The organism is Arthrobacter sp. PL16, from assembly GCF_035985055.1.
In the GTDB taxonomy this organism is placed as follows: domain Bacteria; phylum Actinomycetota; class Actinomycetes; order Actinomycetales; family Micrococcaceae; genus Arthrobacter_D; species Arthrobacter_D cheniae.
On the sequence record NZ_JAXCIC010000005.1, the window covers coordinates 85,208 to 110,369 of the forward strand.

The 25,162-nt window shown below is 67.8% G+C and carries 25 protein-coding genes; 11 read left to right on the plus strand and 14 right to left on the minus strand.

Translation table 11 applies throughout. The features are described from left to right. Nucleotides 1–102: 102 nt before the first annotated feature. The 5 genes from RCH21_RS11535 to RCH21_RS11555 form a co-directional block, all read right to left on the minus strand. Nucleotides 103–813, minus strand: a complete 711-nt coding sequence (locus RCH21_RS11535; protein WP_326964479.1) for a hypothetical protein — start codon at nt 811–813, stop codon at nt 103–105. A gap of 152 nt (nt 814–965) precedes the next feature. After that, nucleotides 966–1,706, minus strand: a complete 741-nt coding sequence (locus RCH21_RS11540) for an ABC transporter ATP-binding protein (RefSeq protein ID WP_326964480.1) — start codon at nt 1,704–1,706, stop codon at nt 966–968. Then, the gene (locus tag RCH21_RS11545) at nt 1,706–2,689 is read right to left on the minus strand and encodes an ABC transporter ATP-binding protein (protein ID WP_326964635.1); all 984 of its coding nucleotides are present in this window, start codon (nt 2,687–2,689) and stop codon (nt 1,706–1,708) included. The genes RCH21_RS11540 and RCH21_RS11545 overlap by 1 nt, the downstream gene beginning before the upstream one ends. A 200-nt stretch (nt 2,690–2,889) precedes the next feature. Next, complete coding sequence (locus RCH21_RS11550; protein ID WP_326964481.1) at nt 2,890–3,870, minus strand: branched-chain amino acid ABC transporter permease; 981 nt, start codon at nt 3,868–3,870, stop codon at nt 2,890–2,892. A gap of 9 nt (nt 3,871–3,879) precedes the next feature. Next, nucleotides 3,880–5,220 carry a branched-chain amino acid ABC transporter permease gene (locus tag RCH21_RS11555; RefSeq protein ID WP_326964482.1) on the minus strand — a complete coding sequence of 447 codons (1,341 nt, stop codon included), beginning with the start codon at nt 5,218–5,220 and terminating at the stop codon, nt 3,880–3,882. 298 nt (nt 5,221–5,518) lie between these two features. Between RCH21_RS11555 and RCH21_RS11560 the strand changes: the two genes are divergently transcribed. Then, on the plus strand, nt 5,519–6,397 hold the full coding sequence (locus RCH21_RS11560) for a Bax inhibitor-1/YccA family protein (RefSeq protein ID WP_120148320.1): 879 nt from the start codon (nt 5,519–5,521) through the stop codon (nt 6,395–6,397). Between the two features lie 106 nt (nt 6,398–6,503). On the opposite strand, the gene galK is transcribed toward RCH21_RS11560, so the two are convergent. From galK to RCH21_RS11575, 3 genes are read right to left on the minus strand one after another with little or no spacing between them, the layout of a single operon-like run. Next, nucleotides 6,504–7,661, minus strand: a complete 1,158-nt coding sequence (galK, locus tag RCH21_RS11565; RefSeq protein WP_326964483.1) for a galactokinase — start codon at nt 7,659–7,661, stop codon at nt 6,504–6,506. Then, on the minus strand, nt 7,658–8,797 hold the full coding sequence (galT, locus tag RCH21_RS11570) for a galactose-1-phosphate uridylyltransferase (protein WP_326964484.1): 1,140 nt from the start codon (nt 8,795–8,797) through the stop codon (nt 7,658–7,660). Before galT ends, galK begins: the two co-directional genes overlap by 4 nt. Continuing rightward, a complete protein-coding gene (locus RCH21_RS11575; protein ID WP_326964485.1) occupies nt 8,794–9,594 on the minus strand; it encodes a DeoR/GlpR family DNA-binding transcription regulator in 801 nt (266 codons plus the stop codon). Before RCH21_RS11575 ends, galT begins: the two co-directional genes overlap by 4 nt. 134 nt (nt 9,595–9,728) lie before the next feature. Between RCH21_RS11575 and RCH21_RS11580 the strand changes: the two genes are divergently transcribed. The 4 genes from RCH21_RS11580 (at nt 9,729) to RCH21_RS11595 (ending at nt 13,916) form a co-directional block, all read left to right on the plus strand. After that, the gene (locus RCH21_RS11580) at nt 9,729–10,646 is read left to right on the plus strand and encodes an aldose 1-epimerase family protein (RefSeq protein WP_326964486.1); all 918 of its coding nucleotides are present in this window, start codon (nt 9,729–9,731) and stop codon (nt 10,644–10,646) included. Between the two features lie 103 nt (nt 10,647–10,749). Beyond that, entirely contained in the window at nt 10,750–12,003 is a 1,254-nt protein-coding gene (locus tag RCH21_RS11585; RefSeq protein ID WP_442784708.1) for an AI-2E family transporter, read from the plus strand. 32 nt (nt 12,004–12,035) lie between these two features. Continuing rightward, nucleotides 12,036–13,313 carry a threonine ammonia-lyase gene (gene ilvA, locus RCH21_RS11590; protein WP_326964636.1) on the plus strand — a complete coding sequence of 426 codons (1,278 nt, stop codon included), beginning with the start codon at nt 12,036–12,038 and terminating at the stop codon, nt 13,311–13,313. Nucleotides 13,314–13,316: 3 nt separating this feature from the next. Continuing rightward, nucleotides 13,317–13,916: a rhomboid family intramembrane serine protease gene (locus tag RCH21_RS11595; RefSeq protein ID WP_326964488.1), complete on the plus strand. Its 600-nt coding sequence runs from the start codon at nt 13,317–13,319 to the stop codon at nt 13,914–13,916. Nucleotides 13,917–13,979: 63 nt separating this feature from the next. On the opposite strand, the gene greA is transcribed toward RCH21_RS11595, so the two are convergent. After that, nucleotides 13,980–14,471, minus strand: a complete 492-nt coding sequence (greA, locus tag RCH21_RS11600; protein ID WP_235830601.1) for a transcription elongation factor GreA — start codon at nt 14,469–14,471, stop codon at nt 13,980–13,982. Between the two features lie 205 nt (nt 14,472–14,676). Next, nucleotides 14,677–15,111, minus strand: a complete 435-nt coding sequence (locus RCH21_RS11605; protein ID WP_326964489.1) for a DUF4307 domain-containing protein — start codon at nt 15,109–15,111, stop codon at nt 14,677–14,679. A gap of 71 nt (nt 15,112–15,182) precedes the next feature. On the opposite strand from RCH21_RS11605, the gene mca reads away from it, so the two are divergent. Both mca and RCH21_RS11615 read left to right on the plus strand, forming a co-directional pair. Further along, nucleotides 15,183–16,106, plus strand: a complete 924-nt coding sequence (mca, locus tag RCH21_RS11610) for a mycothiol conjugate amidase Mca (RefSeq protein WP_326964490.1) — start codon at nt 15,183–15,185, stop codon at nt 16,104–16,106. Between the two features lie 83 nt (nt 16,107–16,189). Then, complete coding sequence (locus RCH21_RS11615; protein WP_326964491.1) at nt 16,190–16,618, plus strand: hypothetical protein; 429 nt, start codon at nt 16,190–16,192, stop codon at nt 16,616–16,618. 44 nt (nt 16,619–16,662) lie between these two features. Here RCH21_RS11615 and trhA read toward each other — a convergent pair whose 3' ends face one another. Beyond that, nucleotides 16,663–17,328, minus strand: coding sequence for a PAQR family membrane homeostasis protein TrhA (gene trhA / locus RCH21_RS11620; RefSeq protein WP_120148311.1), 666 nt, complete (start codon nt 17,326–17,328; stop codon nt 16,663–16,665). Between the two features lie 279 nt (nt 17,329–17,607). On the opposite strand from trhA, the gene RCH21_RS11625 reads away from it, so the two are divergent. The 4 genes from RCH21_RS11625 to RCH21_RS11640 all read left to right on the plus strand — a co-directional run bounded on the left by RCH21_RS11625 (nt 17,608) and on the right by RCH21_RS11640 (nt 21,095). Beyond that, nucleotides 17,608–18,375, plus strand: coding sequence for an isoprenyl transferase (locus RCH21_RS11625; protein WP_326964492.1), 768 nt, complete (start codon nt 17,608–17,610; stop codon nt 18,373–18,375). Between the two features lie 295 nt (nt 18,376–18,670). Beyond that, nucleotides 18,671–20,008, plus strand: a complete 1,338-nt coding sequence (locus RCH21_RS11630; RefSeq protein WP_326964637.1) for a PhoH family protein — start codon at nt 18,671–18,673, stop codon at nt 20,006–20,008. Nucleotides 20,009–20,112: 104 nt separating this feature from the next. Beyond that, nucleotides 20,113–20,619 carry a prepilin peptidase gene (locus tag RCH21_RS11635; protein WP_326964493.1) on the plus strand — a complete coding sequence of 169 codons (507 nt, stop codon included), beginning with the start codon at nt 20,113–20,115 and terminating at the stop codon, nt 20,617–20,619. A 5-nt stretch (nt 20,620–20,624) separates the two neighbouring features. Further along, on the plus strand, nt 20,625–21,095 hold the full coding sequence (locus RCH21_RS11640) for an NUDIX hydrolase (protein WP_326964494.1): 471 nt from the start codon (nt 20,625–20,627) through the stop codon (nt 21,093–21,095). Nucleotides 21,096–21,212: 117 nt separating this feature from the next. Here RCH21_RS11640 and RCH21_RS11645 read toward each other — a convergent pair whose 3' ends face one another. The 3 genes from RCH21_RS11645 to RCH21_RS11655 all read right to left on the minus strand — a co-directional run bounded on the left by RCH21_RS11645 (nt 21,213) and on the right by RCH21_RS11655 (nt 25,162). Beyond that, nucleotides 21,213–22,910: an MDR family MFS transporter gene (locus RCH21_RS11645; protein WP_326964495.1), complete on the minus strand. Its 1,698-nt coding sequence runs from the start codon at nt 22,908–22,910 to the stop codon at nt 21,213–21,215. Then, on the minus strand, nt 22,907–23,581 hold the full coding sequence (locus RCH21_RS11650; RefSeq protein ID WP_326964496.1) for a TetR/AcrR family transcriptional regulator: 675 nt from the start codon (nt 23,579–23,581) through the stop codon (nt 22,907–22,909). The genes RCH21_RS11645 and RCH21_RS11650 overlap by 4 nt, the downstream gene beginning before the upstream one ends. A gap of 108 nt (nt 23,582–23,689) precedes the next feature. Beyond that, the gene (locus RCH21_RS11655) at nt 23,690–25,162 is read right to left on the minus strand and encodes a class II fumarate hydratase (protein WP_326964497.1); all 1,473 of its coding nucleotides are present in this window, start codon (nt 25,160–25,162) and stop codon (nt 23,690–23,692) included.

A 25,162-nucleotide genomic window follows, 5' to 3' on the forward strand; every position in this document is an offset into this window, starting at 1 on the left:
GAGCAGCTGGGGCCTTCGTGCTGTGCGCATGGCACACCGACCCTGGCCGCCCTGGAGAACGCCCGTTGGGCGTCTACCCGTTGCCCGCCCTGCAGGAGTGGGTCAGGAGTCCCCTGGTTCGCGCCTGGAGAGGGCGTAGGAGGGCTCGCGCACCGTTCGGGACCAGTCGTAGGTTCCGGCACCGGCCAGGGGATGGAGGACGGCGTCGAAGCGCAGGTCCTTCTCCTCACCCTGCGGATCCAGGCGGAGCGTCAGGGTACCGAAGTGCTGCCATGGACCGCGCGGTGTCGCGAAGTACAGGCCGAGCTGCCACGGAGCGGCCCCCAGGACGCGCTCGAACGCCCGCAGCGAGGAGGGCAAGCCCGAGGGGGTGAGCGTCCGGGCCCCGAGCAGCACGGGGCCGTGCTCGCCGCGGTACGGCATCATCGTGGTCAGGGGAGCCCGTGAGGTGCGGAGCCGGGGGACCAGGGCGAAACGCGCCGGGAAGGACCACCCGGTCGAGGACAGCAGGATGTCCGAGAACGTCGACGGTGCCGGGGCGGCTTCCGGATGATGGATCCGCACCGCGAGGCCGACGATGTCCGGCAGCCCGTCCGGGGTCCCCGCCGATCGTGAGACCCGTGCCGTGGCCGGGCCCGCGCTCGGCTGGTCGATCCATGAGATCCCGCTGCGGAGGCCATGGTCGTGGACCTCGACGTCGCCGTCGAGCCTCAGTCCCCGCGTATGGATGGGGCGGTGTCGGCGTACGTGCTTGATGCCGCGGAACAGGACCTCGAATCCCTTGCCGATCGTGGTGCTGGCCAGTCCTGCCATGTGTCCGGCATCCTTCCGTCGTCCTGCCCCGTCTCTCTTCCCCCAACGTAGCGGTCGTTAAACGGCGGTGGGCGGAACCGCTGCCGGTTCCGCCCACCCCTTGCGCTTTGCGCCCGGGTTACTCTCGCACCCGGTGAATCACCGGTCCCGGCTCAGGCGGTATCCGCGAGCGTGCCGAGGTAGAGCTGGATGACCTTAGGGTCCTTCATGAGTTCGCGGCCGGTGCCCGTGTACGCGTCCTTGCCCTGGTCCAGCACATAGGCGCGGTCGCAGATCTGCAGGCATCGACGGGCGTTCTGCTCCACCATGATCACGGAGACGCCCGCCCGGTTGATCTCATGGACGCGGAGGAACGTCTCGTCCTGCTTCACGGGGGAGAGGCCCGCGGACGGCTCGTCCAGCAGCAGTACCGCGGGATTCATCATCAGGGCACGGCCCATGGCGACCATCTGCCGCTCTCCACCGGAGAGTGACCCGGCGCGCTGGGCCTTCCTCTTCCCCAGTTCGGGGAACAGCCCGGTGACGAAATCGAAGCGCTCCTTGAAGTCCTTGGGCCGCTGGTACATGCCCATCTGAAGGTTCTCCTCGATGGTCAGCGTCCCGAAGACGTTGTTGTTCTGCGGCACGAACCCGACACCTCGGCTGACGAGCCGGTTCGCCTTCAGCCCGGTCAGGTCCTGGCCGCGAACGATGACGGTGCCAGAGTGGACCTTCACCAACCCGAACATCGCCTTCAGGAGCGTCGACTTGCCCGCACCGTTGGGGCCGATGATGCCGATCAGTTCACCGCGCCGGGCTTCGATGCTGCAGCCGTTGAGGATGTTGACGCCGGGGATGTAGCCCGCAACGAGATCGGTGACCTTGACGACGGAGTCGCCCTCGAATTCCTCCATTACTTCGTCTCCTCATCCTTGTGGGTGGAGTCCGCGGCGCCTGCGCCGCCGACCTCCGTGACGCCGTGGCCGAGGATGCCCTCGTCCTCGGTACCGACGACCGAGTTCTCGTCGTGAGCCAGCTCCTCCTCGAGCCGCTCGATGCCCGTGGAATCGCCGAGGTCGACATCGTGGTGTGCGCCGAGGTAGGCGTCGATGACGGCCTGGTCCTTCATCACGATGTTCGGAGGACCCTCCGCCACGACCTTGCCTTCGGCCATGACGACCACCCAGTCCGCGATGTGGCGGACCATGTGCATGTCGTGCTCGACGAAGAGGACGGTCATGCCCTCGGCCTTGAGGTTCTTGATGTGATCGAGGAGGGACTGCGTCAGCGCAGGGTTGACGCCCGCCATCGGTTCGTCGAGCATCACGAGCCGCGGGCGCACCATGAGCGCCCGCGCCATCTCGAGGAGCTTCCGCTGTCCGCCCGAGAGCGACGCCGCGTAGTCGTCACGCTTGGTGTCGAGCTTGAACTTGGCCAGCAGCACCTCCGCCTGCGCGGTGATCTCGCGCTCGCGCTTACCCCAGATGCCCTTGAAAAGAGCGCGGGCCAGGCTCTCGCCCGGTTGGTCCGTGGCCCCGAGCCTCATGTTCTCCATGACCGTGAGCTTGCCCATGACCTTGGTGAGCTGGAAGGTGCGCACCATGCCCATGCGGGCGACCTTGTGCGAGGCCACCTTCGCCAGCGGCGTACCGTCGAACTCCCAGTCACCGCTGTTGGGGATGTCGAATCCGGTGAGCAGGTTGAACAGGGTGGTCTTGCCGGCTCCGTTGGGTCCGATCAGGGCCGTGATCTTGTGCCGGGGAATCTCCAGGTACTCGACGTCGACGGCGTTGACGCCGCCGAAGCTGCGCGTCACGTTCCTCGCGACGACGATGGGATCCCGCTTGCGGCACCCCGGGCCCGTCTCGTCGGTGGTGATCGGTTCGGAGTCCGTCATGTAGTCACGCTGCCCCGGCGACGGCACCGGCGGGGATCCCGCCGGGTGTTCCGAGGGGGACGCAGGGGAGCCGACGTTGAAGGCGTCCCCGCCGACGGCGTCCTGGGGGGCGTTCGCCGCATGTGCGCCACCGGTGGACCGGGCGTCGTCGTCGGGAGTTCCCGTGGTGTCGTGTCGATGGCTGTCGTCGTGGTTGCCGGTCATGCGAACGCCAACTCCTTCTTGTTGCCCAGGACGCCCTGCGGCCTGAAGACCATGAGCAGCATCAGCGCCACACCGACAAGGATGTAGCGGAGCTGGCCGGCCTGTGAGTTGGTCAGGAACGTAATGGCGCCGACCTCGATCGCGCCGTAGAGCAGTCCCTGCGTGAGGGAGAGCACCACCCAGAAGATCATCGCGCCGATGACCGGCCCGAGGACGGTGGCCATGCCGCCGAGGAGGAGGCATGTATAGAGGAAGAACGTCAGTTCCGTCGCGTAGTTGGCAGGCTGCACGGCGCCGCGGGGGAGCGTGAAGATGATGCCCGCCAGGGATCCGAGGACTCCGCCGATCACGAGGGCCTGCATCTTGTAGGCGTAGACGTTCTTGCCGAGCGAGCGCACGGCGTTCTCGTCCTCGCGGATGCCCTTCAGGACGCGTCCCCAAGGGCTACGCATCAGGAGCCAGACCACGAGGCAGGCGATGATGACGACGCTCCAGCCGACGATGCGGATCCAGAAGTCCCGCTCGTTCATTCCGAGCGGGCCGATGTTGTATCTGCCGGGAGGGAACGGGTTGAGGCCGTAGAATCCGCCCTCGAAGGCCGCGAGCCCGTTGGCGGAACCCGTGACATCCGTGAGGCCGTTCGTGGTCACGATATAGCGGATGATCTCAGCTGCCGCGATGGTGACGATCGCGAGATAGTCCGCCCGGAGGCGGAGGGTCGGTATGCCGAGCACGATCGCGAAGATCACCGACGACAGCAGCGCCACGAGGACCGCGACGGGCAGCGGCGCGTTGAAGGAGAGGGTCGAGATGGCGTACCCGTACGCGCCGACGGCCATGAATCCGGCCTGTCCGAAGTTCAGGAGGCCCGAGTAGCCGAAGTGCACGGCCAGGCCGAGGGCGGCGAGCGCGTAGGCCGCCGTCGTCGGGCTGATCAGTTCGCCGAAGGCGTTGACGAGGATGTTTCCGAAGTCCATGGGGAGCCCCTAACCTATGCGCTCTCGGCGGCCGAGGATACCCTGCGGCCGGAACAGGAGCACGAGAATCATGATCAGCAGCGCCCCTACGTACTTGAGGTCTGCCTCGAGCCAGATCGTGGAGATCTCCACGAACAGGCCGACGATGATGGAACCGACGAGGGCGCCGAAAACGGTGCCCAGACCGCCGAGGGTGACGCCGGCGAAGATGAGCAGCAGGATCTGCTGGCCCATGTTGTAGGAGACGCCCGGGCGGTAGTACGCCCAGAGGATACCGCCGAGCGCTGCGAGCATCCCGCCGATGACCCAGACGATCCGGATCACGCGATCCACGTCGATGCCGGACGCAGCGGCCAGCGCGGGGTTGTCGGCCACGGCGCGCGTGGCCTTGCCGATCCGGGTGCGGAGGAGGAGGAACGCGACCACCAGGATGATCACGAGGCTCACGATGAGCGAGGTCAGGTTGTTGCGGGAGATCGAAACCGAACCCAGGTTGATGATCGCGCCCTGCGAGCCGGGCAGCTGCTGCGTCGCCCCGCCGAAGTAGAACTGGATGATGTAGCGGAGCGCCAGGGCGAAGCCGATGCTCACGATCATCATCGGGACCAGGCCGGTGCCGCGGTGCCGCAGCGGCTTCCACAGCGCGGCGTCCTGGACGTAACCGAGCAGCCCGCCGCCGATGACGGCGAGCACGATCGCCACGGCGATGGGCAGTCCGGCGGCTGCGAAGGCGAAGGCGAGGACGGCTCCCAGTGTCACCATCTCGCCGTGGGCGAAGTTGGTGAGCCCGGTGGTGCCGAAGATCAGGGAGAGGCCGACGGCGCTCAGCGCGAGGAGGAGGCCGAAGCTGAAGCCCGCCAGTGCGCGCTCGGCGAGGGTATCCAGGAAATTAGCCTGCTGGGAGACGATGCCCTCACCGAACAGGAACAGCGTCGTCGCGCTGGAGGTATTGGCGAACGTCACCTCACGGGGGTTCTCCTGGCCCTCGGCGAGTGTGATGCCGTCGGGAAGGGTGTCCTCGTCGATGGCCACCTCGTAGGTACCCTGCTCGGGGACGCCGATCCTCCAGGCGCCGTTCGGGCCGGAGGTGGCTTCTCCCTCGAAGCCGTTGCCGGTCGCGGTGACCGTCACGTCGGCGATGGGGCCATCGACCCCTCGCAGGACACCGCCGATGCTGTTGTCGAACTCCTGTGCCTGCACAGCGGACGCTGGCTGCACCTGGTGTGTCGCCGGTACAGGCAACTGGGGAGACGCCTGCGCCGGGGGGGCGCCGAGCAGCACGATGGCCAGGAAGCCGAGTACAAGGAGCAGCGACCTCCAGATCCGTGCAGGCGTCGATAGGGTGATCAAAATGGGAACCTCCACGGTGGGGGCAGGCCCGGCGGCCAGGCGTCGGGATCAACTGTTGTGACGAGTGTCACGGGCGTGGGGATCATGTTACTAGCGGCATGTTTCGGCATTCCGCAAAAGCATCCCGGCAACGTAGCGATTCGGTAACGAATGTTTAACCGAAGCTTCTCGGTGTTGTAATTTTCCACGGAACGCCGCCGGTCAGTAGGACCCTTGGAGGGAACGAAAACGCCGCTGAACCGTTGGCATTGGTAGGGTTTGCAGGAACACTCAGCCCCCTAATGGAGGACTAACAGAAATGGCACTTGGCGGCAATCCGGTATTCAACGGAAAGAACTTCCGATCCGCGACCCGAGGCAACCAGGCGGCGGGCGTCGGTACTGCGACGTACGCAGGCCAGACCATCGCGAACCAGCAGCAGCTGGAGCACATGTACAACCAGCCATCGGCGGGTCCCGCCCAGACGGGGCGCATGACGTTCGACGACGTCATCGTCAAGACACTGCTGTGCATCGGCGTCGTGCTCGTCGGCGCTGCCATCCCGGCGTTCGTCCTTCCGGGTCTCGCCCTTCCCCTGATGGTGATCGGGGCGCTCGGCGGCTTCGTGCTCGGACTCGTCAACGCATTCAAGCGCGAGCCGTCGCCCGCGCTGATCCTCGCCTACGCGGGTCTCGAGGGTCTGTTCCTCGGCGGACTCACGATGTTCCTCGAGGCCCAGTTCCCCGGCATCGCCATGCAGGCCGTGCTCGGCACGCTCGTGGTCTTCGGCGTGACACTCGCGCTCTTCAAGAGCGGCAGGGTGCGCGCGACCCCCAAGGCGATGAAGTTCTTCATGATCGCGCTCATCAGCTACGCAGCGTTCTCGCTGCTGAATCTGGGTCTGATGCTCTTCGGCGCGACGGAGGGCATGTTCGGTCTGCGCAGCAGTGGCATCCCGGGCACGCAGGGGATGTTCGGTTTCGAGAACGGCATTCCGTTCGGTCTCGTTATCGGCATCTTCGCCATAGGACTGGCGGCGTTCTCCCTGATCATCGACTTCACCTCGATCAGCGAGGGTGTGCGGCACGGAGCTCCCCAGAAGTACTCATGGACGGCTGCCTTCGGCCTCACCGTCACGCTCGTGTGGCTGTACGTCGAGATCCTCCGCCTCATCGCGATCATCCGCGGCAGCGACTAGCACAGAAGCGACTAGCACAGCAGCTGCCGGCAGCGACCGACGGCTGCGACCGAAGCAGAGGACCCGCGACCTTTCGGTTGCGGGTCCTCTGCTGTCTCGGCAGTCCCTAGGCGATCCGGGCGGCGCCGGCGCCGGGAAGGACGCTGAAGATCATGGGCGCGCGGAATCCAGCGGCGGAGAAGGCTTTCTCGACCGCTGAACCGATGGCGGCGACGTCGTCGGCCCGCGCCAGCGCGATCGCGGCACCGCCGAAGCCGCCGCCCGTCATGCGGGCGCCCAGGGCGCCGGCGTCGAGCGCCGCATCCACGGCGGTGTCCAGCTCTGCGCAGGAGATTTCGAAGTCGTCTCGCATGGAGGCGTGGCTGGCCACGAGCAGTGGCCCGAGCTGGGCCGGTCCCTTGCTCGTGAGGACCTGGACGGCGTCCTCGACCCGGGCATTCTCGGTCACTATGTGCCGCACGCGCCGGAATGTCTCCTCGTCGAGGACGCCGGCCGCCTCCGCCAGATCCTTGACCGAGAGGTCGCGAAGGGCGGGCACTCCCATGAGTTCCGCGCCGAGTTCGCAGGAGCGACGGCGTGCGGCATAGCCGCCGGTGGAATGCGAGTGGCTGACGCGGGTGTCGATCACCATGAGCTCGAGCCCGGCTCCCTCCAGGTCGAGCGGAACCAGGCGGGACTCGCCGGATCTGCAGTCGAGGAAGACCGCGTGCCCCACCTCGCCGAGGAGGGACGCAGACTGGTCCATGATGCCCGTCGGCGCCCCGACCATGCTGTTCTCGGCGAGCTGTCCGATGACTGCGAGCTCCCGTCGGGACACGTCGGCCTGGGACAGGTCGTTGACCGCGACGGCGACCGAGCACTCGAGGGCCGCGGAAGAGGAGAGCCCCGCGCCTACCGGCACGGACGAGTCCACGAGCAGATCCATGCCGGGGCATCGGTACCCCGACTGCTCCATGGCCCAGAGGACGCCCAGGGGATAGGCGGCCCAGCCCTTCACGCTCCCTTCCTCGAGCGCGTCGAGATCCGCGGTCACGGGTGCCTCTTCGGGCGCGAAGGTGGAGGCGACCCGGACGATCCGATCGGGCCTGACGGCGGCCGCCACCGTCGTCGAATGCTTGATGGCGAAGGGAAGCACGAAGCCGTCGTTGTAGTCGGTGTGCTCACCGATCACGTTGACGCGTCCCGGCGCCGACCAGAGCCCGTCCGGTTCGGTGCCGAAGCGGTCGGTGAACGCCGCCGCAAGGTCGAGGGGGCTGGAGGTCATGCCTGGTCCTTCCGGGCTGGAGCTGCGGGGGCCGGAGTGGCGGCGCGGAGTGCGTCCGCGACCTTCTCCGGGGTGGTGTCGTTGATGAAGGCACCCATCGCGGCTTCCGAACCGGCGAGGAACTTCAGCTTATCGGCGGCCCGGCGGGGCGACGTGAGTTGCAGGTGCAGGTAACTCGTCGGGCGGAGAACGTCGTCGATCGGGGCCTGCTGCCACGCCGCGATGTACGGGGTGGGGGTCGGGTAGAGCGCGTCGAGCCGGCCGAGGAGGTCGAGGTAGACGGTGGTGAGCTCGTCGCGCTCCTCGCCCGTCAGGCCGGCGATGTCGGCGACGTGGCGGTGGGGGACCAGATGGACCTCGAGCGGCCAGCGGGCGGCGAAGGGGACGAAGGCGCTGAAGTGCTCTCCCTCGATGACCATGCGTTCTCCGGACTCCCGTTCCGCAGCCAGCGCGTGGCCCATCAGCGTCCGGGTGCCGCCGGACGCCTCGAAGAACTCGTGTGCCCGGGCGGCAAGCGTGGCGGCGCGCGGTGGGATGAAGGGGTAGGCGTAGATCTGCCCGTGCGGGTGCAGCAGGGTCACGCCGATGTCCGCACCGCGGTTCTCGAAGCAGAAGACCTGCTTGATGCCCGGCATCGCCGACAGGGCCTCGGTGCGCTGGGCCCACGCGTCGATGACGGTCCGTGCGCGCTCCGGGCCGAGGGAGCCGAAGGAGCCCTCGTGCGCGGAATCGAATGCGACGACCTCGCACCGACCGTAGGCCGTCGTCGTCGTACCCCATCCCGGGGCGGGCGGGAGATCGCCGAGATCCGGGCCGAAGGACGAGAAGCGGTTCTCGAACACCACGACCTCGTAGTCGGAGGCGGGGATCTCCGAGAGGTTCGCCGCCGTCGTCGGGCAGAGGGGGCACTGGTCGGCGGGTGGCAGGTGCGTCCGCGACTGACGGTGGGCGGCGACGGCGATCCACTCCCCGGACAGGGCGTCGTACCGAGCCGTACCGGCCGGGCCGCGTGCCGGCAGTCCGCGCTCGTCGCGGGTGGCATCGGCATTCCGGTGCCGGGCAGCGCTCTCCTCGCGCGCATCGAAGTAGATCAGTTCGCGCCCGTCGGACAGGCGGGTAGGGGTGACGTGGGTCATGGGCGCTCTTCCAGGTGGGGGTCGGGAACGGGGTCACAAAGGATCCGGGTGAGTGCGGCGTAGTCGCTGCCGGGCCGGCGGTCGGTGACGAGGGCCGCGGCGGCGTCGAGGGTGGACACGCGGGCGAGGCTGACGACGCCGATCTTGCTCGAGTCCGCGAGGACGACGAGCTGTCCGCAGCTGCGGACGAAGGCCTGGTTGGTGTCCGCCTCGGCGAGGTTGGGGGTGGTGATGCCGGCGGACGCATCGACGCCGTGGGCACCCATGAAGCAGAGATCCGCATGGAGGGATTCGATGGCACGGGTGGCGAGCGGGCCGACCAGGGCCTTCGATGGCGTGAGTTGCCCGCCCGAGAGCAGGACCTGCGCAGCGCCGTCGCCCTGGTTGGCGGTGTGCAGCCGATGGAGCTCGTCGGCCAGGGGCAGGGAGTTGGTGATGACGGTCAGTCCCGGCACACGTGAGAGGAGGGGAGCCAGCGCGTAGGTCGTGGTGCCACCCGTGATGGATACGGTCATGCCGGGAGCCAGGAGCGATACGGCTGCGGCCGCGATCCGCCGCTTCGCCTCACCGCCACGCGTCCGGTTGAAATCGAAGTCGGCCTCCACCGAACTGAGGCTGCCGGGACGGACTGCTCCTCCGTGGACCCGGACCAGGGCACCCCGGGCTTCGAGGATGTCGATGTCACGTCGGACCGTCATCTCGGAGACGCCGAGGGCCAGTGCGAGTCCACTGACACGCACCGCGGGCTGGTGGGCCAGGCGTTCGAGGATCACTCCGTGGCGCTCTGCTGCGAGCATGACCCTCCTTGCATCTCGTGGACAGGCGGGCAATCGAACTAGTCCGCACTGAAACGAACAAAACGTATCATAGGCGTTCGCGCCACCCACGTGCAGCAGGCAGGGTGCGTCGCACCCGGCGGTAGCATCGCTGCATGACCTCAGCGACTCCACGCCCGGCAAGCGGCATCAACTACACGCTGCGGGCAGGCGCCTCGACCGTGGTCGTAGCGAGCCTCGCAGCAGCACTGCGCTCCTACGAGGTCGGCGGCACGGCCCTGACGGAGACATGGGGCGACGGCGATATCCCCGCGGGCGGTGGCGGCATCCTCCTGGCTCCGTGGCCGAACCGCGTGGCCGACGGCCGCTGGTCCCTGCGCGGCAAGGAGCAGAGGCTCGACATCACGGAGCCCTCCAAGGGCAATGCCAGCCACGGACTCCTCCGCAACACCGGCTACCAGGCCATCGACGTCGCACCGGCCCGGATAGTCCTCGAAGCCGAGATCTTCCCGCAGCACGGCTATCCGTTCCACCTGCTGCACCGGGCCACCTACCAACTGACGGAACAGCAGCTGACGGTCACGCAGGAGCTCAGCAACCTGTCCGACGACGCCGCCCCCTTCGCCCTCGGCGCGCACCCCTATCTCAAGATCTCCGACGTTCCCACGGAGGACCTCACCCTGACGCTGCTGGCGGCCGAAATGTTCGAGTCCGATGACCGGTCCATCCCGACAGGAAAAGTACCCGTCACCGGACAGCGCGACCTGCGGAAGGGGCAGCGGATCGGCGACGTCCAGTTCGACACCGCCTTCACCGGCCTGGCGATGGTCGGGGACCGCTATGAGCACGTGCTGTCCGCCCCGGACGGCCGCAAGGTCACCCTCTGGGCGGATGGGTCGTTCGCCTATGCGCACGTCTACGTGAGCACCATCTATCCCGGCGTGGACAAGGCGGTCGCGATCGAGCCGATGACCGCGCCGGCGAATGCCCTCAACTCGGGCGAGGGACTGCGCTGGCTCGACGCCGGTGCGTCATTCTCCGCAGAATGGGGCATACTGCCAGGTCTCGGATAGGGGACGCCTGGGCCTTCTATGGAAAGATTGGCCCATGCAGCGTCTCCCCGGAGCGAAACCTCAGCGCGTCCTCCAGCGTGCGGTGAGCCGCGGAGCCGCCGCAATGCCCGGGCCGCTGCCGGTGCCACCAGCGACAGACCGGCAGGCCCCCCGGACCGATGACCGCACGGACGTTCCCTTCGCGCTTCGCGTTGCAGCCTCCTGGTCCTGGCGCATCGGGCTCGTCGTCGTCGTCGGGGGCGTCCTCGTCTACCTGCTCGGCATGGTCTCGCTCCTCGTCATACCGCTCATGATCGCGGGCCTCGTCGCCGCCCTGCTCATGCCCGTCAAGAACGCGCTGCGCCGCCGCATGCCAAACGGGCTGGCGGTCGCCGTGACACTGGTCGGGTTCTTCAGCGTGATCGCAGCGGCGCTCCTGCTGGTGGGGCAGCAACTCGCACTCGGATTCACCAGTCTGTGGAGTGAAGCCCGCGCCGGGATCCAGCAAACGCTGGACTGGTTGTCACAGGGCCCGTTGCGGCTCACGACGTCGGAGATCGACCAGTTCCTCCAGGACATCGGCGACGCAGCCCAGAACAACAGCGCCTCGATCCTCAGCGGTGCACTCTCCTTCGGCACGACTGCGGGACACGTCGGAGCGGGAACGCTCCTGACGGTGTTCACCCTGATCTTCTTCCTGCTCGACGGCGGACGGATCTGGCGATTCGTCGTCGGACTCGCGCCGGTCCCGGCACGAGCTGCCGTGGACGGAGCCGGCCGGCGGGGCTGGACGTCGATGGCCAGCTACGTGCGCGTGCAGATGCTCGTGGCGGCGGTCGACGCGATAGGCATCGGTGTCGGCGCGGCGATCATCGGCGTTCCGCTGGCGCTCCCACTCGGGGTGCTCGTCTTCCTCGGATCCTTCATCCCCATCGTCGGTGCGCTGGCCACCGGCTCCGTCGCCGTCATGCTGGCCCTGGTCACCAACGGATGGGTCAATGCGCTCGTCATGCTCGCGATCGTGCTGCTCGTGCAGCAGGTCGAGGGCCATATCCTCCAGCCCCTCATCATGGGGCCGGCCGTCGCTCTGCACCCGCTGGCCGTCGTCCTTGCTGTGGCAGGTGGGACGCTCCTGGCGGGTATCCCGGGGGCCCTGTTCTCCGTCCCGATCCTGGCGGTGCTCAACACGTCCGTCCGCTACATCGCGCACCGCGCCTGGGAATACGATCCGGTGGTGGCGCAGGAAGGCTGGCCGATCGGGGGAGGGCACGGCATTAGCGGGCCGGCGACGGCGGAGCAGGAGCCTCCCTCGCCGGCCAACACCCCGGAACTTCACGCACCCGCGGCGCCAGCCCTTCAGGAAGAGCTTTCCCCATGACCGATCAGACCGTAGCAACCCCGTCCGGCTCCATGTACGGCACAACAGTCCTCGACCTCGCCTCGGATGCGGCCCTCCCGGTGACCCTGGCCGATGTCCAGGCCGCACAACAGACGCTCGACGGCGTCATCGCACGCACGCCCATCGAGCAGTCACGCGCCCTCGGCCGCCTGACCGGCTCCACGGTGTCCTTCAAATGCGAGAACCTGCAGCGCGCCGGGTCCTTCAAGGTCCGTGGCGCCTACAACCGCATGGCAAAGCTGACCGAGGCCGAGCGCGAGCGCGGCGTGGTCGCAGCTTCCGCCGGCAATCATGCGCAGGGGGTTGCGGTGGCAGCCGCCCGTCTCGGCATCTCCGCGCGGATCTACATGCCGCTCGGCGTCGCACTCCCGAAGCTCGCCGCGACGCGGGGCCACGGTGCCGAAGTGGTGCTGCACGGGCACAACGTGGACGAGGCGCTGGCCGAGGCGAAGAGATACGCCGATGAAACAGGCGCGGTCTTCGTGCACCCCTTCGACAACGTCGACGTGGTGGCCGGTCAGGGGACTATCGGCCTGGAGATCCTCGAGCAGGTGCCCGACGTCGACACGATCCTCATGGGCGTGGGCGGGGGAGGCCTCCTGGCCGGCGTCGCCGTAGCCGTCAAGGCGAGGGCGAAGGAGCTCGGAAGGGAGATCCGCATCATCGGGGTGCAGGCCGAGAACGCCGCAGCTTATCCGCCGTCGCTCGCCGCCGATGCGCTCGTGCCCCTCACCAAGGTGTCGACCATCGCCGACGGTATCGCCGTCGGACGTCCGGGGCAGCTGCCCTTCTCGATCATCCGGGAGTTGGTGGACGACGTCGTCACGGTCAGCGAGGACTCCCTCGCGCGTGCCCTCATCTTCCTCCTGGAGCGAGCGAAGATGGTCGTCGAGCCGGCCGGCGCCGTGGGCGTCGCCGCACTGCTCGACGGCAAACTGACGGAGAATGGAGCCAAGCCCGGGAACACCGTCGTGGTTCTCTCCGGCGGCAATATCGACCCGATGCTGATGCTGAAGGTCATCCAGCGCGGCCTCGCGGCAGCAGGGCGCTTCCTCGTGGTGCGCATGCTGCTCGACGACCGGCCGGGCTCCCTCGCTACCATTTCGAGGATCATCGCCGAATCGGACGCGAACGTGACCGGTGTGGACCATACCCGGGTGGGCGGATCGATCAGCATGGGTGACGTCGCGATCACCATCAACATGGAGACCAAGGGCGATGAGCACTGCGAGCAGGTCCTCAGCAACCTTCGCGCAGAGGGCTTCCAGCCGGTGGTCATCCGGGGCTGAGTCGTGATTCCGCTCGTGCGAAGGGCCCAGACCGGCCTGATCACCGTCGTCGCCCTCGTCGCCGTGATGTGGGCCGCCTTCCTGCTCAACGCGTTGCTCGGCAACCAGCTGGTCAGGACGCTGGGCATCGCACCCCGCCGCGTGGACGGGCTCGACGGCGTGGTCTTCGCCCCGCTCCTGCACGGGGGAGTGGAGCACCTCGCGAGCAACTCCTTCCCCCTCCTGGTCCTGGGCTTCCTCGCGTTCCTCGAGGGAGCGCGGCGCTTCGCGGTGGCGCTGGGGTCCAGCTGGCTCGCGTCCGGCGTCGGCACCTGGGTCTTCGGAGGGGGACTGACCATCGGCGCGTCCGGGGTCGTCTTCGGCCTCTTCACCTACCTGGTCACGCGCGGCTTCTACAACCGCGACTGGAAGCAGATCCTCCTCGCCGTGATCCTCTTCGCCGCCTATGGGTCCATCCTCTGGGGCGTACTGCCGACGGTGGGCTCGAACATCTCCTGGCAGGCGCACCTTTTCGGGGCCCTCGGCGGTGTCCTGGCGGCGTTCCTCCTCAAACGGAAGCGGTCCGTTCCCTTGGGAACGAACCGCTTCGGAACAGCTGCCTGACCGACGCTGCCTGACCGGCCGATAGTGATCAGTGGCCGGGGTCGCCGATCGGCAGCCTGGGTGTCAACCGACGTACGGTGTCGCCGAGATGATGTCGACCGTGATCTTCCTGCCGTTCGGGGCGGTGTAGGTGACGGTGTCGCCGGCCTTCGTGCCCTGGATGGCTGCGCCCAGCGGGGACCTCTCGCTGTAGACATCGACCTTGGTGTCACCGGCGACCTCGCGGCTGCCGAGGAGGAAGTTCTCGACATTCCCGGCGATCCTCGCGGAGACCATCATGCCGGGCTCGACGATCCCGTTGTCCGCCGGAGCCTCACCCACGTGGGCGTCGTTGAGGAGCTGGGTGAGCTGGCGGATCCGGGCCTCGGCCTTGCCCTGCTCCTCCTTGGCGGCGTGGTAGCCGCCGTTCTCTTTCAGGTCACCCTCGGAGCGGGCCTGCTCGATGCGGGCCACGATCTCGGTGCGGCCGGGACCGGAGAGGTGTTCCAGCTCGGCCTTGAGTCGGTCATAGGACTCCTGCGTGAGCCAGGCGGCGGGGGCACTGTTCGTGGACACGGGATAACTCCTTAGGTACGGCCTCCGCCTGCTCAGGGGTGGCTCATGGTCGCTCGTCCGGGCAATGACGGTACTTCTCAGCACGGCAAGCAAACACCCCGCCTCGTGGGACCGGTTGCCCGGTACGCCGGTGAAGCGGGGCGATACGTATCCGATCATTCTAGAGGCGTGCGGGTCATATCCCAACAAGCCCCGGGAAGTCTGCTCACTCCTCGACGATCCAGCAGGCATTGACGCCGCCGGTGACGCCGGGTGAGTCCGTGCGGACGTCGGTCCTGTGAGCCGTCGTTCCACCGCTGTTGGCACCGTCCTCGGCGCTGTTCGGCCCGATCGTGACGACCTTCCAGCCCACGACGGCATAGTTCTCGCTGAGGACCTGTACGGCGCACTGCGCGGTGGCTGCGCGATCCTTCGACACCTCGAAGTCGACGCTCGCCCGTCCGTCGGAGGCCAGCGAGAATCCGACGTCCTTGGCGGACACATCGGGGCTCCCGGTCGTGAGGGCGACGGCGGCAACGGCCGCCACGGCTGCGAGGATCACCGCGATGACCAGCATCCGCGCGCGGCTCAACGGCTTTTTCGGCTTGGGGGTGCCGTAGCGATTGGCTACTCTTGATGTTGGCGTGTAGGAGGAGCTCACTCTCCCATTTTACCGCTCACCGATGGTGTTCGACTCCGGCCGCCGTCCCACCCGCAGAGCCAGGAGCACGTGTGCCAAGCCATGATCAATCCCGTGTGTCCCGCGAGGGCTTCCGCCTTCTCGCGGTCCATGCCCACCCGGACGACGAGTCGAGCAAGGGCGCGGCCACCATGGCCGGCTACGCTGCGGCAGGGGCGGAGGTCATGGTCGCGACCTGCACCGGCGGCGAGCGGGGCGACATCCTGAATGCTGCCATGGAGGGCGATCCGCACGGCAAGCGTGACCTCACGGGTCTGCGCCGCGTCGAGATGGCCAACGCCATCGCGGAGCTCGGTGTGCAGCAGCGGTGGCTCGGCTTCACCGATTCGGGCCTACCCGAAGGAGACCCGCTCCCGGACCTCCCCGCCGGCTGCTTCGCCCTGCAGCCCCTCGAGCGTGCGGCCGCACCGCTCGTGAAGCTGGTCCGCGAGTTCCGACCGCACGTGATCGTCAGCTACGACGAGAACGGGGGTTACCCGCACCCCGACCACATCATGGCCCACCGCGTCGCCGTCGAGGCGTTCGAGGCTGCGGCGGACCCGGCCCGCTATCCGGGGACGGGCGAGGCGTGGAGCGTTTCCAAGCTCTACTACGACCGCGCCTTCAATCCGGAGCGGTTCCGTGCACTGCACTTCGCCCTCGAGGAAGCAGGGCTCCAGTCGCCCTACGCGGAGCGTCTGGCCCAGTGGCTGGAAGCAGACGCAGAAGGTCACCAGCCTCCCGCGCCCACCCACCCGACCACGACGCAGATCGACTGCGGCGACTTCTTCGGGCACCGCGAGCGGGCGCTGCTGGCCCACCGGACGCAGGTCGACCCAGAGGGGTTCTTCTTCGCCGTATCGACAGACCTGCAGCAGAAGGTGTGGCCGTGGGAGGACTACTCACTCATCACATCGAGGGTCGAATACCAGATTCCCGAGAACGATTTCTTCGCCGGCATCTCGACCGGATCGTAGGTCTGTCCGTCAGTTCTATGCCGCGTAGAATTGCACGCGGCGGGCCACCGTGATCCGCTGCGAGCTTCGAAAGTGGTGCATGCGTGTTCCTTGACCTCAGCCTGGCAGCAACGACGACGCCGTCAGGGGATCCGACCCTGCGTCCGGACCTCGATCCGGCCTCCGTGACCCCGGGAACACTGGGTTTCCTGGCGACCCTGTTCATGGTGGTGGTGGTCATCTTCCTGATCCGCGACATGGTCAAGCGCATCCGGCGTGTGCGGTACGCCGCGGAGGTAGCGCAGTCCCGGGCGCAGCGGGGCGATTCCCGGACGCGCGGGGTGCCTCCGGCCGCAGGCGGCACTGGCGACGGACCCGGCGGACCTGACGGACCCGGTATATCTGACGGACCCGGTATATCTGACGGCACTGGAAACGGACCCGGCAGCACCGGCGCCGGCGATGGACCAGACGGACCCGGCGGCTCCGGACGTCCCGCGCCCGGCGGCAAGCGCGGCCCCGATAACCGCTGAACGGCTGGTTCAACGTCCCGACGGGGTGGACCGAGGACGGCGTGCTAGGACTGGACCGGTTGTAGCACGGCAAGCATGATCGCGATGAAGTGCGCTGCGAAGGCAGCCACGGTGAAGGCGTGGAAGAGTTCGTGGAACCCGAACACGCGCACCGAGAAGTTGGGGCGCTTGATCCCGTAGAACACGGCGCCTGCGATGTAGAGGGCACCTCCCACGCAGATCAGCACGCCGGCGGCCAGGTTGGCGGCGAAGAAGTCCGGCATGTAGAACACCGAGCCGAGGCCCAGTGCCACGTAGATCGGAACGTACAGCCAGCGCGGTGCGTCGACCCACAGATTGCGGAAGAGGACCCCGGCGATCGCCCCGCCCCAGATGACCCAGAGCAGCGTCTCCGCCTTCCCTCGTTCCAGCAGGGCCCAGGCGAGCGGCGTATAGGACCCGGCGATGACGAGCATGATGTTCGTGTGGTCAAGACGCTTCAGGACGACCTTGACCCTCGGACTCCAGTTCCCGCGGTGGTACACCGCACTCACGCCGAAGAGCAGCACGCCCGTGAAGGCGTAGATGGCAGATGCGGTTCTCAGGCCCGCGGTCGGCGCCAGGATGATCAGCACGATGCCCGCAGCGACGGCCAGCGGAGTAGCGACGGCATGGATCCACCCCCGCCAGAGCGGTTTGGTCACCATCGCGTCGGCGAGGGGCCCGGCCATCGCCCCGACCGCTTCCTCGAACCTCGTCCCGGGTGCGCGGGCTGAATCCGAAGGGCCTGGAACGGGGGCCGAAGGGCGCGGGGTCATGCCGGGATTCTAGCCCACGGCGCTCGACGTCTCCCGTCGGGAGCGGGGTCTTCGCGGGCTGCCGGCAGCATGAATGCAGCCCTTTGCACGGCAACTGCCGGTACGGTAGGAATGGTGAGCGGGGAGCAGGCTTCCCGCCGAGGAAGAAGCCTCCGGACGCGCCGGAGCAGGACCAGGGGAGGGTAGCCGGGCGTGACGTGGGCCTTTCCCGAAGTCGGCTACAGCTTCTACGAGCGCAGGCTCCAGCGGAACCTGGCTCCCGAGCGCATCCCGCACCACATCGGCGTCATGGTGGACGGCAACCGGCGGTGGGCGAAGCTCGCGGGAGCTCCGACGAGCCATGGGCACCAGGCTGGGGCCGACAAGATCCACGAGTTCCTCGGGTGGTGCGAAGAACTCGGCGTCGACGTCGTGACCCTCTACATGCTCTCCACCGACAACATGGGACGGCCCCAGGAGGAGATCGACCAGCTCCTCGACATCATCGCCAACACGCTCGACCGGCTGGGCGAGAGCAACCGCGTTCGGGTCCAGCCCGTGGGAGCACTCGACCTCCTGCCCCACGACCTCAGCAACAAGCTTGTCAGCTTGGCAGCATCGACCGAGAAGATCGACGGTCTCCACGTCAACGTCGCCGTCGGATACGGGGGACGGCGCGAGATCGTCGACGCCGTCAAGGAGCTCATGCGTGACGCCGCCGGCAAGGGTGAAACGCTCGAGACCCTGGCCGAGGAGCTGACGGACCAGCACATCTCCTCCTTCCTCTACACGCGTGGGCAACAGGATCCGGACCTCGTGATCCGGACCTCGGGGGAGCAGCGGCTCTCCGGGTTCCTCATGTGGCAGAGCGCCTACAGCGAGTTCTATTTCTGCGAGGCCCTGTGGCCCGATTTCCGCCGCGTCGACTTCCTGCGGGCCCTGCGCGACTTCGGCCGCAGGCAGCGCCGCTTCGGCTCCTGAGACTTCACCGGCCCTTAACGATCGACACGCGCGAACAGACTGCGCCAAATCGCCGAACAGCGTACTGTCGAGCCATCGATGGGCTCCATACCTGTCGACGGAAGGCCGCTGATGACGCCGACGGTGCTGACAGGCATCTCGTACGAGTCGGGGAGGCCGCGCCCGGCCTCCAGGCCGGACAGCCTCACCCAACCCTACGAATTCGGGGTGTGCTCACCCCCGGAGCGGAGTTCACGTGGCTACAACCAAAACCTCCCAGCAGGACGCCGGAACCACTGTGGGAACCCGAGCGGACATTCGAGCTGCGGCCGGGTCGGCTGACCGCACCGGCGTGGAAGCGCCCGCCCGGCGCAGCTACGTCATCGACACCTCCGTGCTGTTGTCCGATCCCCGCGCGATCCTCAGATTCGCTGAGCACGAGGTGATCCTGCCGATCATCGTCATCACCGAGCTGGAAGGTAAGCGCCACGATCCGGAGCTGGGGTACTTTGCGCGGAAGGCCCTCAGGTTGCTCGATGACCTGAGGGTGACGAACGGTGGACTCGACAGGGACGTCCCCCTCGGGGAAGAGGGCGGAACGCTGCGTGTCGAACTCAATCACGTCTCGCCCGAGGTGCTGCCCGTCGGCTTCAGGAGTGGTGACAACGACTCACGGATCCTGGCGGTGGCGAAGAACCTCTCGGTCGCGGGGCACGACGTCACCGTCGTCTCCAAGGATGTTCCGATGCGTGTCAAAGCCTCAGCCATGGGTCTGCAGGCGGACGAGTACCGCAACGAATTCGTGAAGGACTCCGGCTGGACCGGTGTGGCTGAGCTCGACGCCACGGTGGAGGAGGTCAACGCGCTCTACGACCACGAGGCCGTCTTCATCCCGGCGGGGGCGGAACAACCCGTCAATACGGGCGTCATCATGCTGTCGCCGCGAGGATCGGCGCTGGGGCGGGTCGGTGCGGACAAGCAGATCCGTCTCGTGCGCGGCGATCGCGACGTCTTCGGGCTGCACGGGCGCTCAGCGGAGCAGCGCCTCGCGCTCGACCTGCTGATGGATCCGCAGGTCGGGATCGTATCCCTGGGCGGGCGTGCCGGAACGGGAAAGTCGGCCCTGGCGCTGTGCGCCGGTCTCGAGGCGGTGCTCGAGCGCAGGGAGCACCGGAAGGTGGTGGTCTTTCGTCCCCTCTACGCCGTCGGTGGCCAGGAGCTCGGGTACCTGCCCGGGAGCGAGAACGAGAAGATGAACCCGTGGGCGCAGGCCGTCTTCGACACGCTCGGTGCACTGGTGTCGCAGGAGGTCGTGGAGGAAGTCATGGACCGCGGGATGCTCGAGGTACTGCCCCTCACCCATATCCGTGGGCGGAGCCTGCACGATTCCTTCGTGATCGTCGACGAGGCGCAGTCCCTCGAGAAGAACGTGCTCCTCACCGTCATGAGCCGCATCGGACAGAACTCGAAGATCGTCCTGACGCACGATGTCGCGCAGCGTGACAACCTGCGCGTCGGACGGTACGACGGCATCGCGGCCGTCGTCGAGACGCTGAAGGGCCATCCGCTGTTCGGCCACGTCACGCTCACCCGGTCCGAGCGCTCACCGATCGCCGCGCTGGTGACGGAACTCCTGGAAGGAGCGGATAACTAGGCCACCGGCCCGGCAGGGTGTGATGACCGGGGCGCCGACGTCCTGTGTATCCACCGTTCGGCCAGCGCCCGGTCAGGGGCCGGGCAGTCGCGTAGCGTGGGGGCGTGACCGCAGTGCTCGCTGGATACCTGGAAAAGGAGCCCGCCGCCTTCGTGCTCCTCGTGGTGGCGCTCGCGGCCTTCGTGGTGTTCGGCCTGCGTCTGGGTCTGACCGACTGGCGCACGCACCGGCTGCCCGATCGGATCGTCCTGCCGTCCTACCCCGCGTCCATCCTCGTCCTCGGTGCAGCGGCGGTGGCCGCCGGCGAGTGGCACCGCGTGCTGGGCATGCTCGGCGGCGGGGTGATCCTCTGGGCCGCCTTCGCGGCGCTGCACCTGCTTCGTCCGAGCGGGCTCGGATTCGGCGACGTCAAGCTCGCCGGGCTGCTCGGCCTCTACCTGGGATTCGCCGGCTGGGCGGAGCTGTGGTGGGGGCCCGTCTTCGGCATCGTGCTCGGTGGCCTCTGGAGTTCGTTCCTCGTCACCGCGCGCAGGGCGACGCTGCGCTCATCGGTGGCCTTCGGGCCGTTCCTGATCGCCGGTGCTGCGCTCGCGCTCGCTGTACTACCCTGACAACCGTGCCTACCCCGGATTTCGTCCTAGCCCTCCGCCGCAAGATCGGGCACGACCCCCTGTGGCTGCCCGGCGTCGGGGGCGTGGTGTTCGACGACGAGGGACGGGTGCTTCTCGGGCAACGGGCGGACACCGGCGCCTGGACCATCATCACGGGGATGGTCGACCCGGGCGAGGAACCCGCCGTCGCGCTGCGGCGGGAGATCGAGGAGGAGACCGGCGTCGTCGTCGAGGTCGAATTCCTGCTCGATGTCGGCGTCGTCGGGCCGGTCACGTTCCCCAACGGGGACGTGTGCACGTTCCTGACCCTCGACTTCCGGTGCCGATGGGTCGGCGGGACCGCGCGCGTGAACGACGACGAGTCCCTGGATGTGCGCTGGTTCCCCCTGGACGCCCTGCCCGCCCTCAACGCGCGGCACCTCGCCCTCGTGCAGGAGGCGGGTAGCTTCGACGGCAGGACCCGTTTCATCTCCTGACGCCGCGGCTGTCCCTCACTGCGCTCGTCGGGCCCCGTGGAACGCCGCAGGCCCGGCAGTCGGGAAACTGCCGGGCCGGCGAGTGATGCGGCGGCAGGGTTACGCCCTACCTCGTTATCAGGAGTCGGAGCGGTCTGCGGCCCCTGCTGGTGGGACTGTCGGCCGTGACCCGGACGCACCGACGTCGGCTGACATGCGGGGTCCGGTGGTGGCGGCCGCCGTCGTGCGTTCACGCTCGAGGCGGACCGCTTCCTCTCCGCCGATGGCCTCGCCGCGCGCCACCATGCCCGAGGTGTCGGACAGCGGGATCTCGCGCAGCAGGAGGGCGAGCACCAGGGCGATCACCAGGAACGGGACGAGGTAGAGGAACACGGGCGCCAGGGACTCGGCGTAGTCGCTCACGACGGCGTCGCGCACCTGATCGGGGAGGGCGTTCAGCGCGGCCGGGTCGAGGGTGGAGGTCGCCTGTCCGGCGGCCTCCGGGGTGGCCCCGAAGGCGGAGAAGGTCCCGTTCAGCCGCTCGGACAGGCGGCTCGTGAAGATCGCACCGAAGACGGCGACACCGAGTGAGGCGCCGACCTCGCGGAAATAGTTGTTCGTGCTCGTCGCGACACCGATCATGGTCGGGGCCACCGAGTTCTGCACCACGAGGACGATGACCTGCATGATGAGTCCCAGACCGGCGCCGAAGAAGAACAGCATGCTGCAGATGACCCAGATGGGCGTACTCGCGGTGAGGGTGGACATCCAGAGCAGTGTGGCGAGGGTCAGCGAGACGCCGGTGATCGGGTACTTCCGGTAATGGCCCGAACGTGAGATGGCGATGCCCGAGTAGATCGACGTACCCATGAGGCCCACGATCATCGGGACGAGCAGCAGGCCGGAGACGGCCGCTGACGTACCGGAGGCCATCTGCAGGAAGGTCGGCATGAAGGCGAGCGCCGCGAACATCCCGAGGCCGAGCGTCAGGCCGATCCCCGTGCTGGTCACGAAGGTGCGGTTGCGGAAGAGCTCCAGCGGGATGATGGGATCCTCGGCGCGACGCTCCACCATGACGAAGGCGAGTACCGCCAGGATCATGGCGCCCCCGAAGGCCCAGGTCAGGGGCGAGGTCCAGCCCTCCTCGGCGTCGCCGCCGAAGTCGGTGAAGAAGATGAGGCAGGTCGTCGCGAGGGACAGCAGGACCACGCCCGGGATGTCGATGCGCTTGGTGGCCTTCTTGGACGGGAGGCGAAGGGTGAACCAGGCGATGGCGAACGCGGCAATGCCCACGGGGATGTTGATGTAGAAGGCCCAGTTCCACGTCAGGTGGTCCACGAAGTAGCCGCCGAGGAGCGGTCCGGCGACGGCGCTGAGGCCGAAGATCCCGCCCAGGGGGCCCATGTACTTGCCGCGCTCGTTCGCGGGGACGATATCGGCGATGATCGCCTGCGACAGGATCATGAGCCCGCCACCGCCGAGGCCCTGGATGGCCCGGAAGATGACGAAGGCCCAGAAGTCGGTGGCGAACGCGCAGCCGACGGAGGCGATGGTGAACAGGGCGATGGCGAAGAGGAACAGGTTGCGGCGTCCGAGGACATCGCCGAACTTCCCGTAGATCGGCATCACGATCGTGGTCGCGAGGAGGTACGCCGTCGTGATCCAGACCTGGTGCTCGACGCCGCCGAGCTGGCCCACGATGGTGGGCATGGCAGTCGAGACGATGGTCTGGTCGAGGCTGGAGAGCAGCATTCCGGCGATGAGTGCCGAGAAGATGATCCAAATGCGTTTCTGCGTCAGGAGGAGCGGGCCGTCGGGCGCCGTCGTGGTACTCATGCTGGGTCCTGGTTCTGGGAGGCGGGGACGTCGGAGGACAGCCCGGGTGCGGCGGATGGGAAGAGGTAGCGCAGCGCCTCGACGTTCCGGCGGAACACCTCGGCGTAGGTGAGGGCGTTGCCTTCGGCGAAGAACTCGTCGAGCGACCGGCGGGCGAGTCCGCCGAGGACGAAGGTGGCGACACGGGCAGCCGGGTCATCCGACGGCAGGCCCTCCCTCGCCAGGATGAGTTCCGTCAGGAGCTGGGACTTCGATTCGGCCCGGGCGAAGATGCGCGCCATGAGCTGCGGCTCCCGCTGCAGGACCGCGGACATGGTCCGGTACTCCTCACGGGACATAGCCATCCTGCTGCCGAACTCGGCGAACAGCACGGTGAGAGCCTCGAGGAGGGGTACGGGTGGGTCGGCCCTTCCCGATTCCACGAAGGCGTCGAGCAGCTCCTCCGGGCGGGCCTCGTCCGAGTGGCCCAGGACGGCGTCCTCCTTGGAGGGGAAGTAGTTGAAGAACGTGCGGCGGGAGATACCCACCTCGTCGCAGAGCTGCTCGACGGTGAAGCCCGTCAGGCCGTGCTCCAGCGTCAGTCGTCGCGCAGCCGCCACGAGAGAGGACCTCGTCTGGAGGCGTTTCCGTTCCCGCAGCCCGAGATCCTGGTTCGTTGCACTAGAAGTCACGAAGTACATATTTGCACTCTCGCTTAGCGAGTGCAAATTGCCGTCACGGGACATGCAGAAGGGGTGCACCGCAAGCAACGGCACACCCCTTCGGTGGATCCTGGGCGGTCAGCCCTGGGGCGGCCGCGTCATCGACAGCACGTCGAGGGCCGAGTCCAGCTGCTCCACCGTGAGCTCGCCCCGCTCCACGAATCCGAGGGCGAGAACGGACTCGCGGACCGTGAGCCCTTCCGCGACGGCCTTCTTCGCGATCTTGGCGGCATTCTCGTAGCCGATGTACTTGTTCAGCGGGGTCACGATCGAAGGCGATGCCTCGGCGAGGAAACGAGCCCGCTCGACGTTCGCGGTGATGCCGTCGATCATGCGGTCTGCCGAGACCCGGGTCGAGTTGCTGAGCAGGCGGATCGACTCGAGGACGTTGCGCGCGATCACGGGGATGCCGACGTTGAGCTCGAACGCACCGTTGGTGCCGGACCACGCGACCGTGGCGTCGTTGCCGACGACCTGCGCGCACACCATGATGACCGCCTCGGCGATGACCGGGTTCACCTTTCCGGGCATGATCGAGGAGCCGGGCTGGAGGTCGGGCAACGAGATCTCACCCAGTCCCGTATTGGGTCCGGAGCCGAGCCAGCGCAGGTCGTTGTGGATCTTGGTGAGGGAGACGGCGATGGTGCGCAGCATGCCCGAGACCTCCACGAGCGAGTCGCGGTTCGCCTGCGCCTCGAAGTGGTCCCGGGCCTCGGTGAGGGGGAGGCCCGTGTCCGCGGCGAGGAGTTCGATCACGCGCGCCGAGAAACCTGCCGGGGTGTTGATGCCGGTTCCGACGGCGGTCCCGCCCAGCGGTACCTCGGCGACGCGGGGGAGGGACGCCTCGATGCGCTCGATCCCGTAACGGACCTGCGCGGCGTAACCGCCGAACTCCTGGCCCAGGGTGACCGGCGTGGCATCCATGAGGTGCGTCCGGCCGGACTTCACGACGGTCTTGAATTCGTCGGCCTTGCGCTCCAGCGCCTCGGCGAGATGCGCCAGGGCGGGGATGAGGTCCTTCACGAGGGCGGAGGTCGCCGCAACGTGGACGGACGTCGGAAAGACGTCGTTGGAGGACTGCGACGCGTTGACGTGGTCGTTCGGGTGGACGGACGCCGTACTTCCGGCGGCTTCGAGCGCGCGGCTGGCGAGGGTCGCGATGACCTCGTTGGCGTTCATGTTCGACGACGTGCCGGAGCCGGTCTGGTAGATATCAACCGGGAAGTCGCCGTCGTACCGGCCGGAGGCGACATCCTCCGCCGCGGCCTCGATGGCCCGCGCGCGCTCGTCGTCGAGCACGCCGAGTTCGGCGTTCGCGGTGGCCGCGGCCTTCTTGATCCGGGCAAGGGCCTCGATATGGGCCCGCTCGAGGGCGGTCCCGGAGATCGGGAAGTTCTCCACGGCGCGCTGCGTCTGCGCGCGGTACAGGGCGTTGACCGGGACGCGGACCTCACCCATGGTGTCGTGTTCGATGCGGTACCCCGCACCCTCCAGGCTGGTACCGCCGGTAGGGGAGCTGGAATCGGGGCTGGCTGCAGGCGTTGGAGTCAT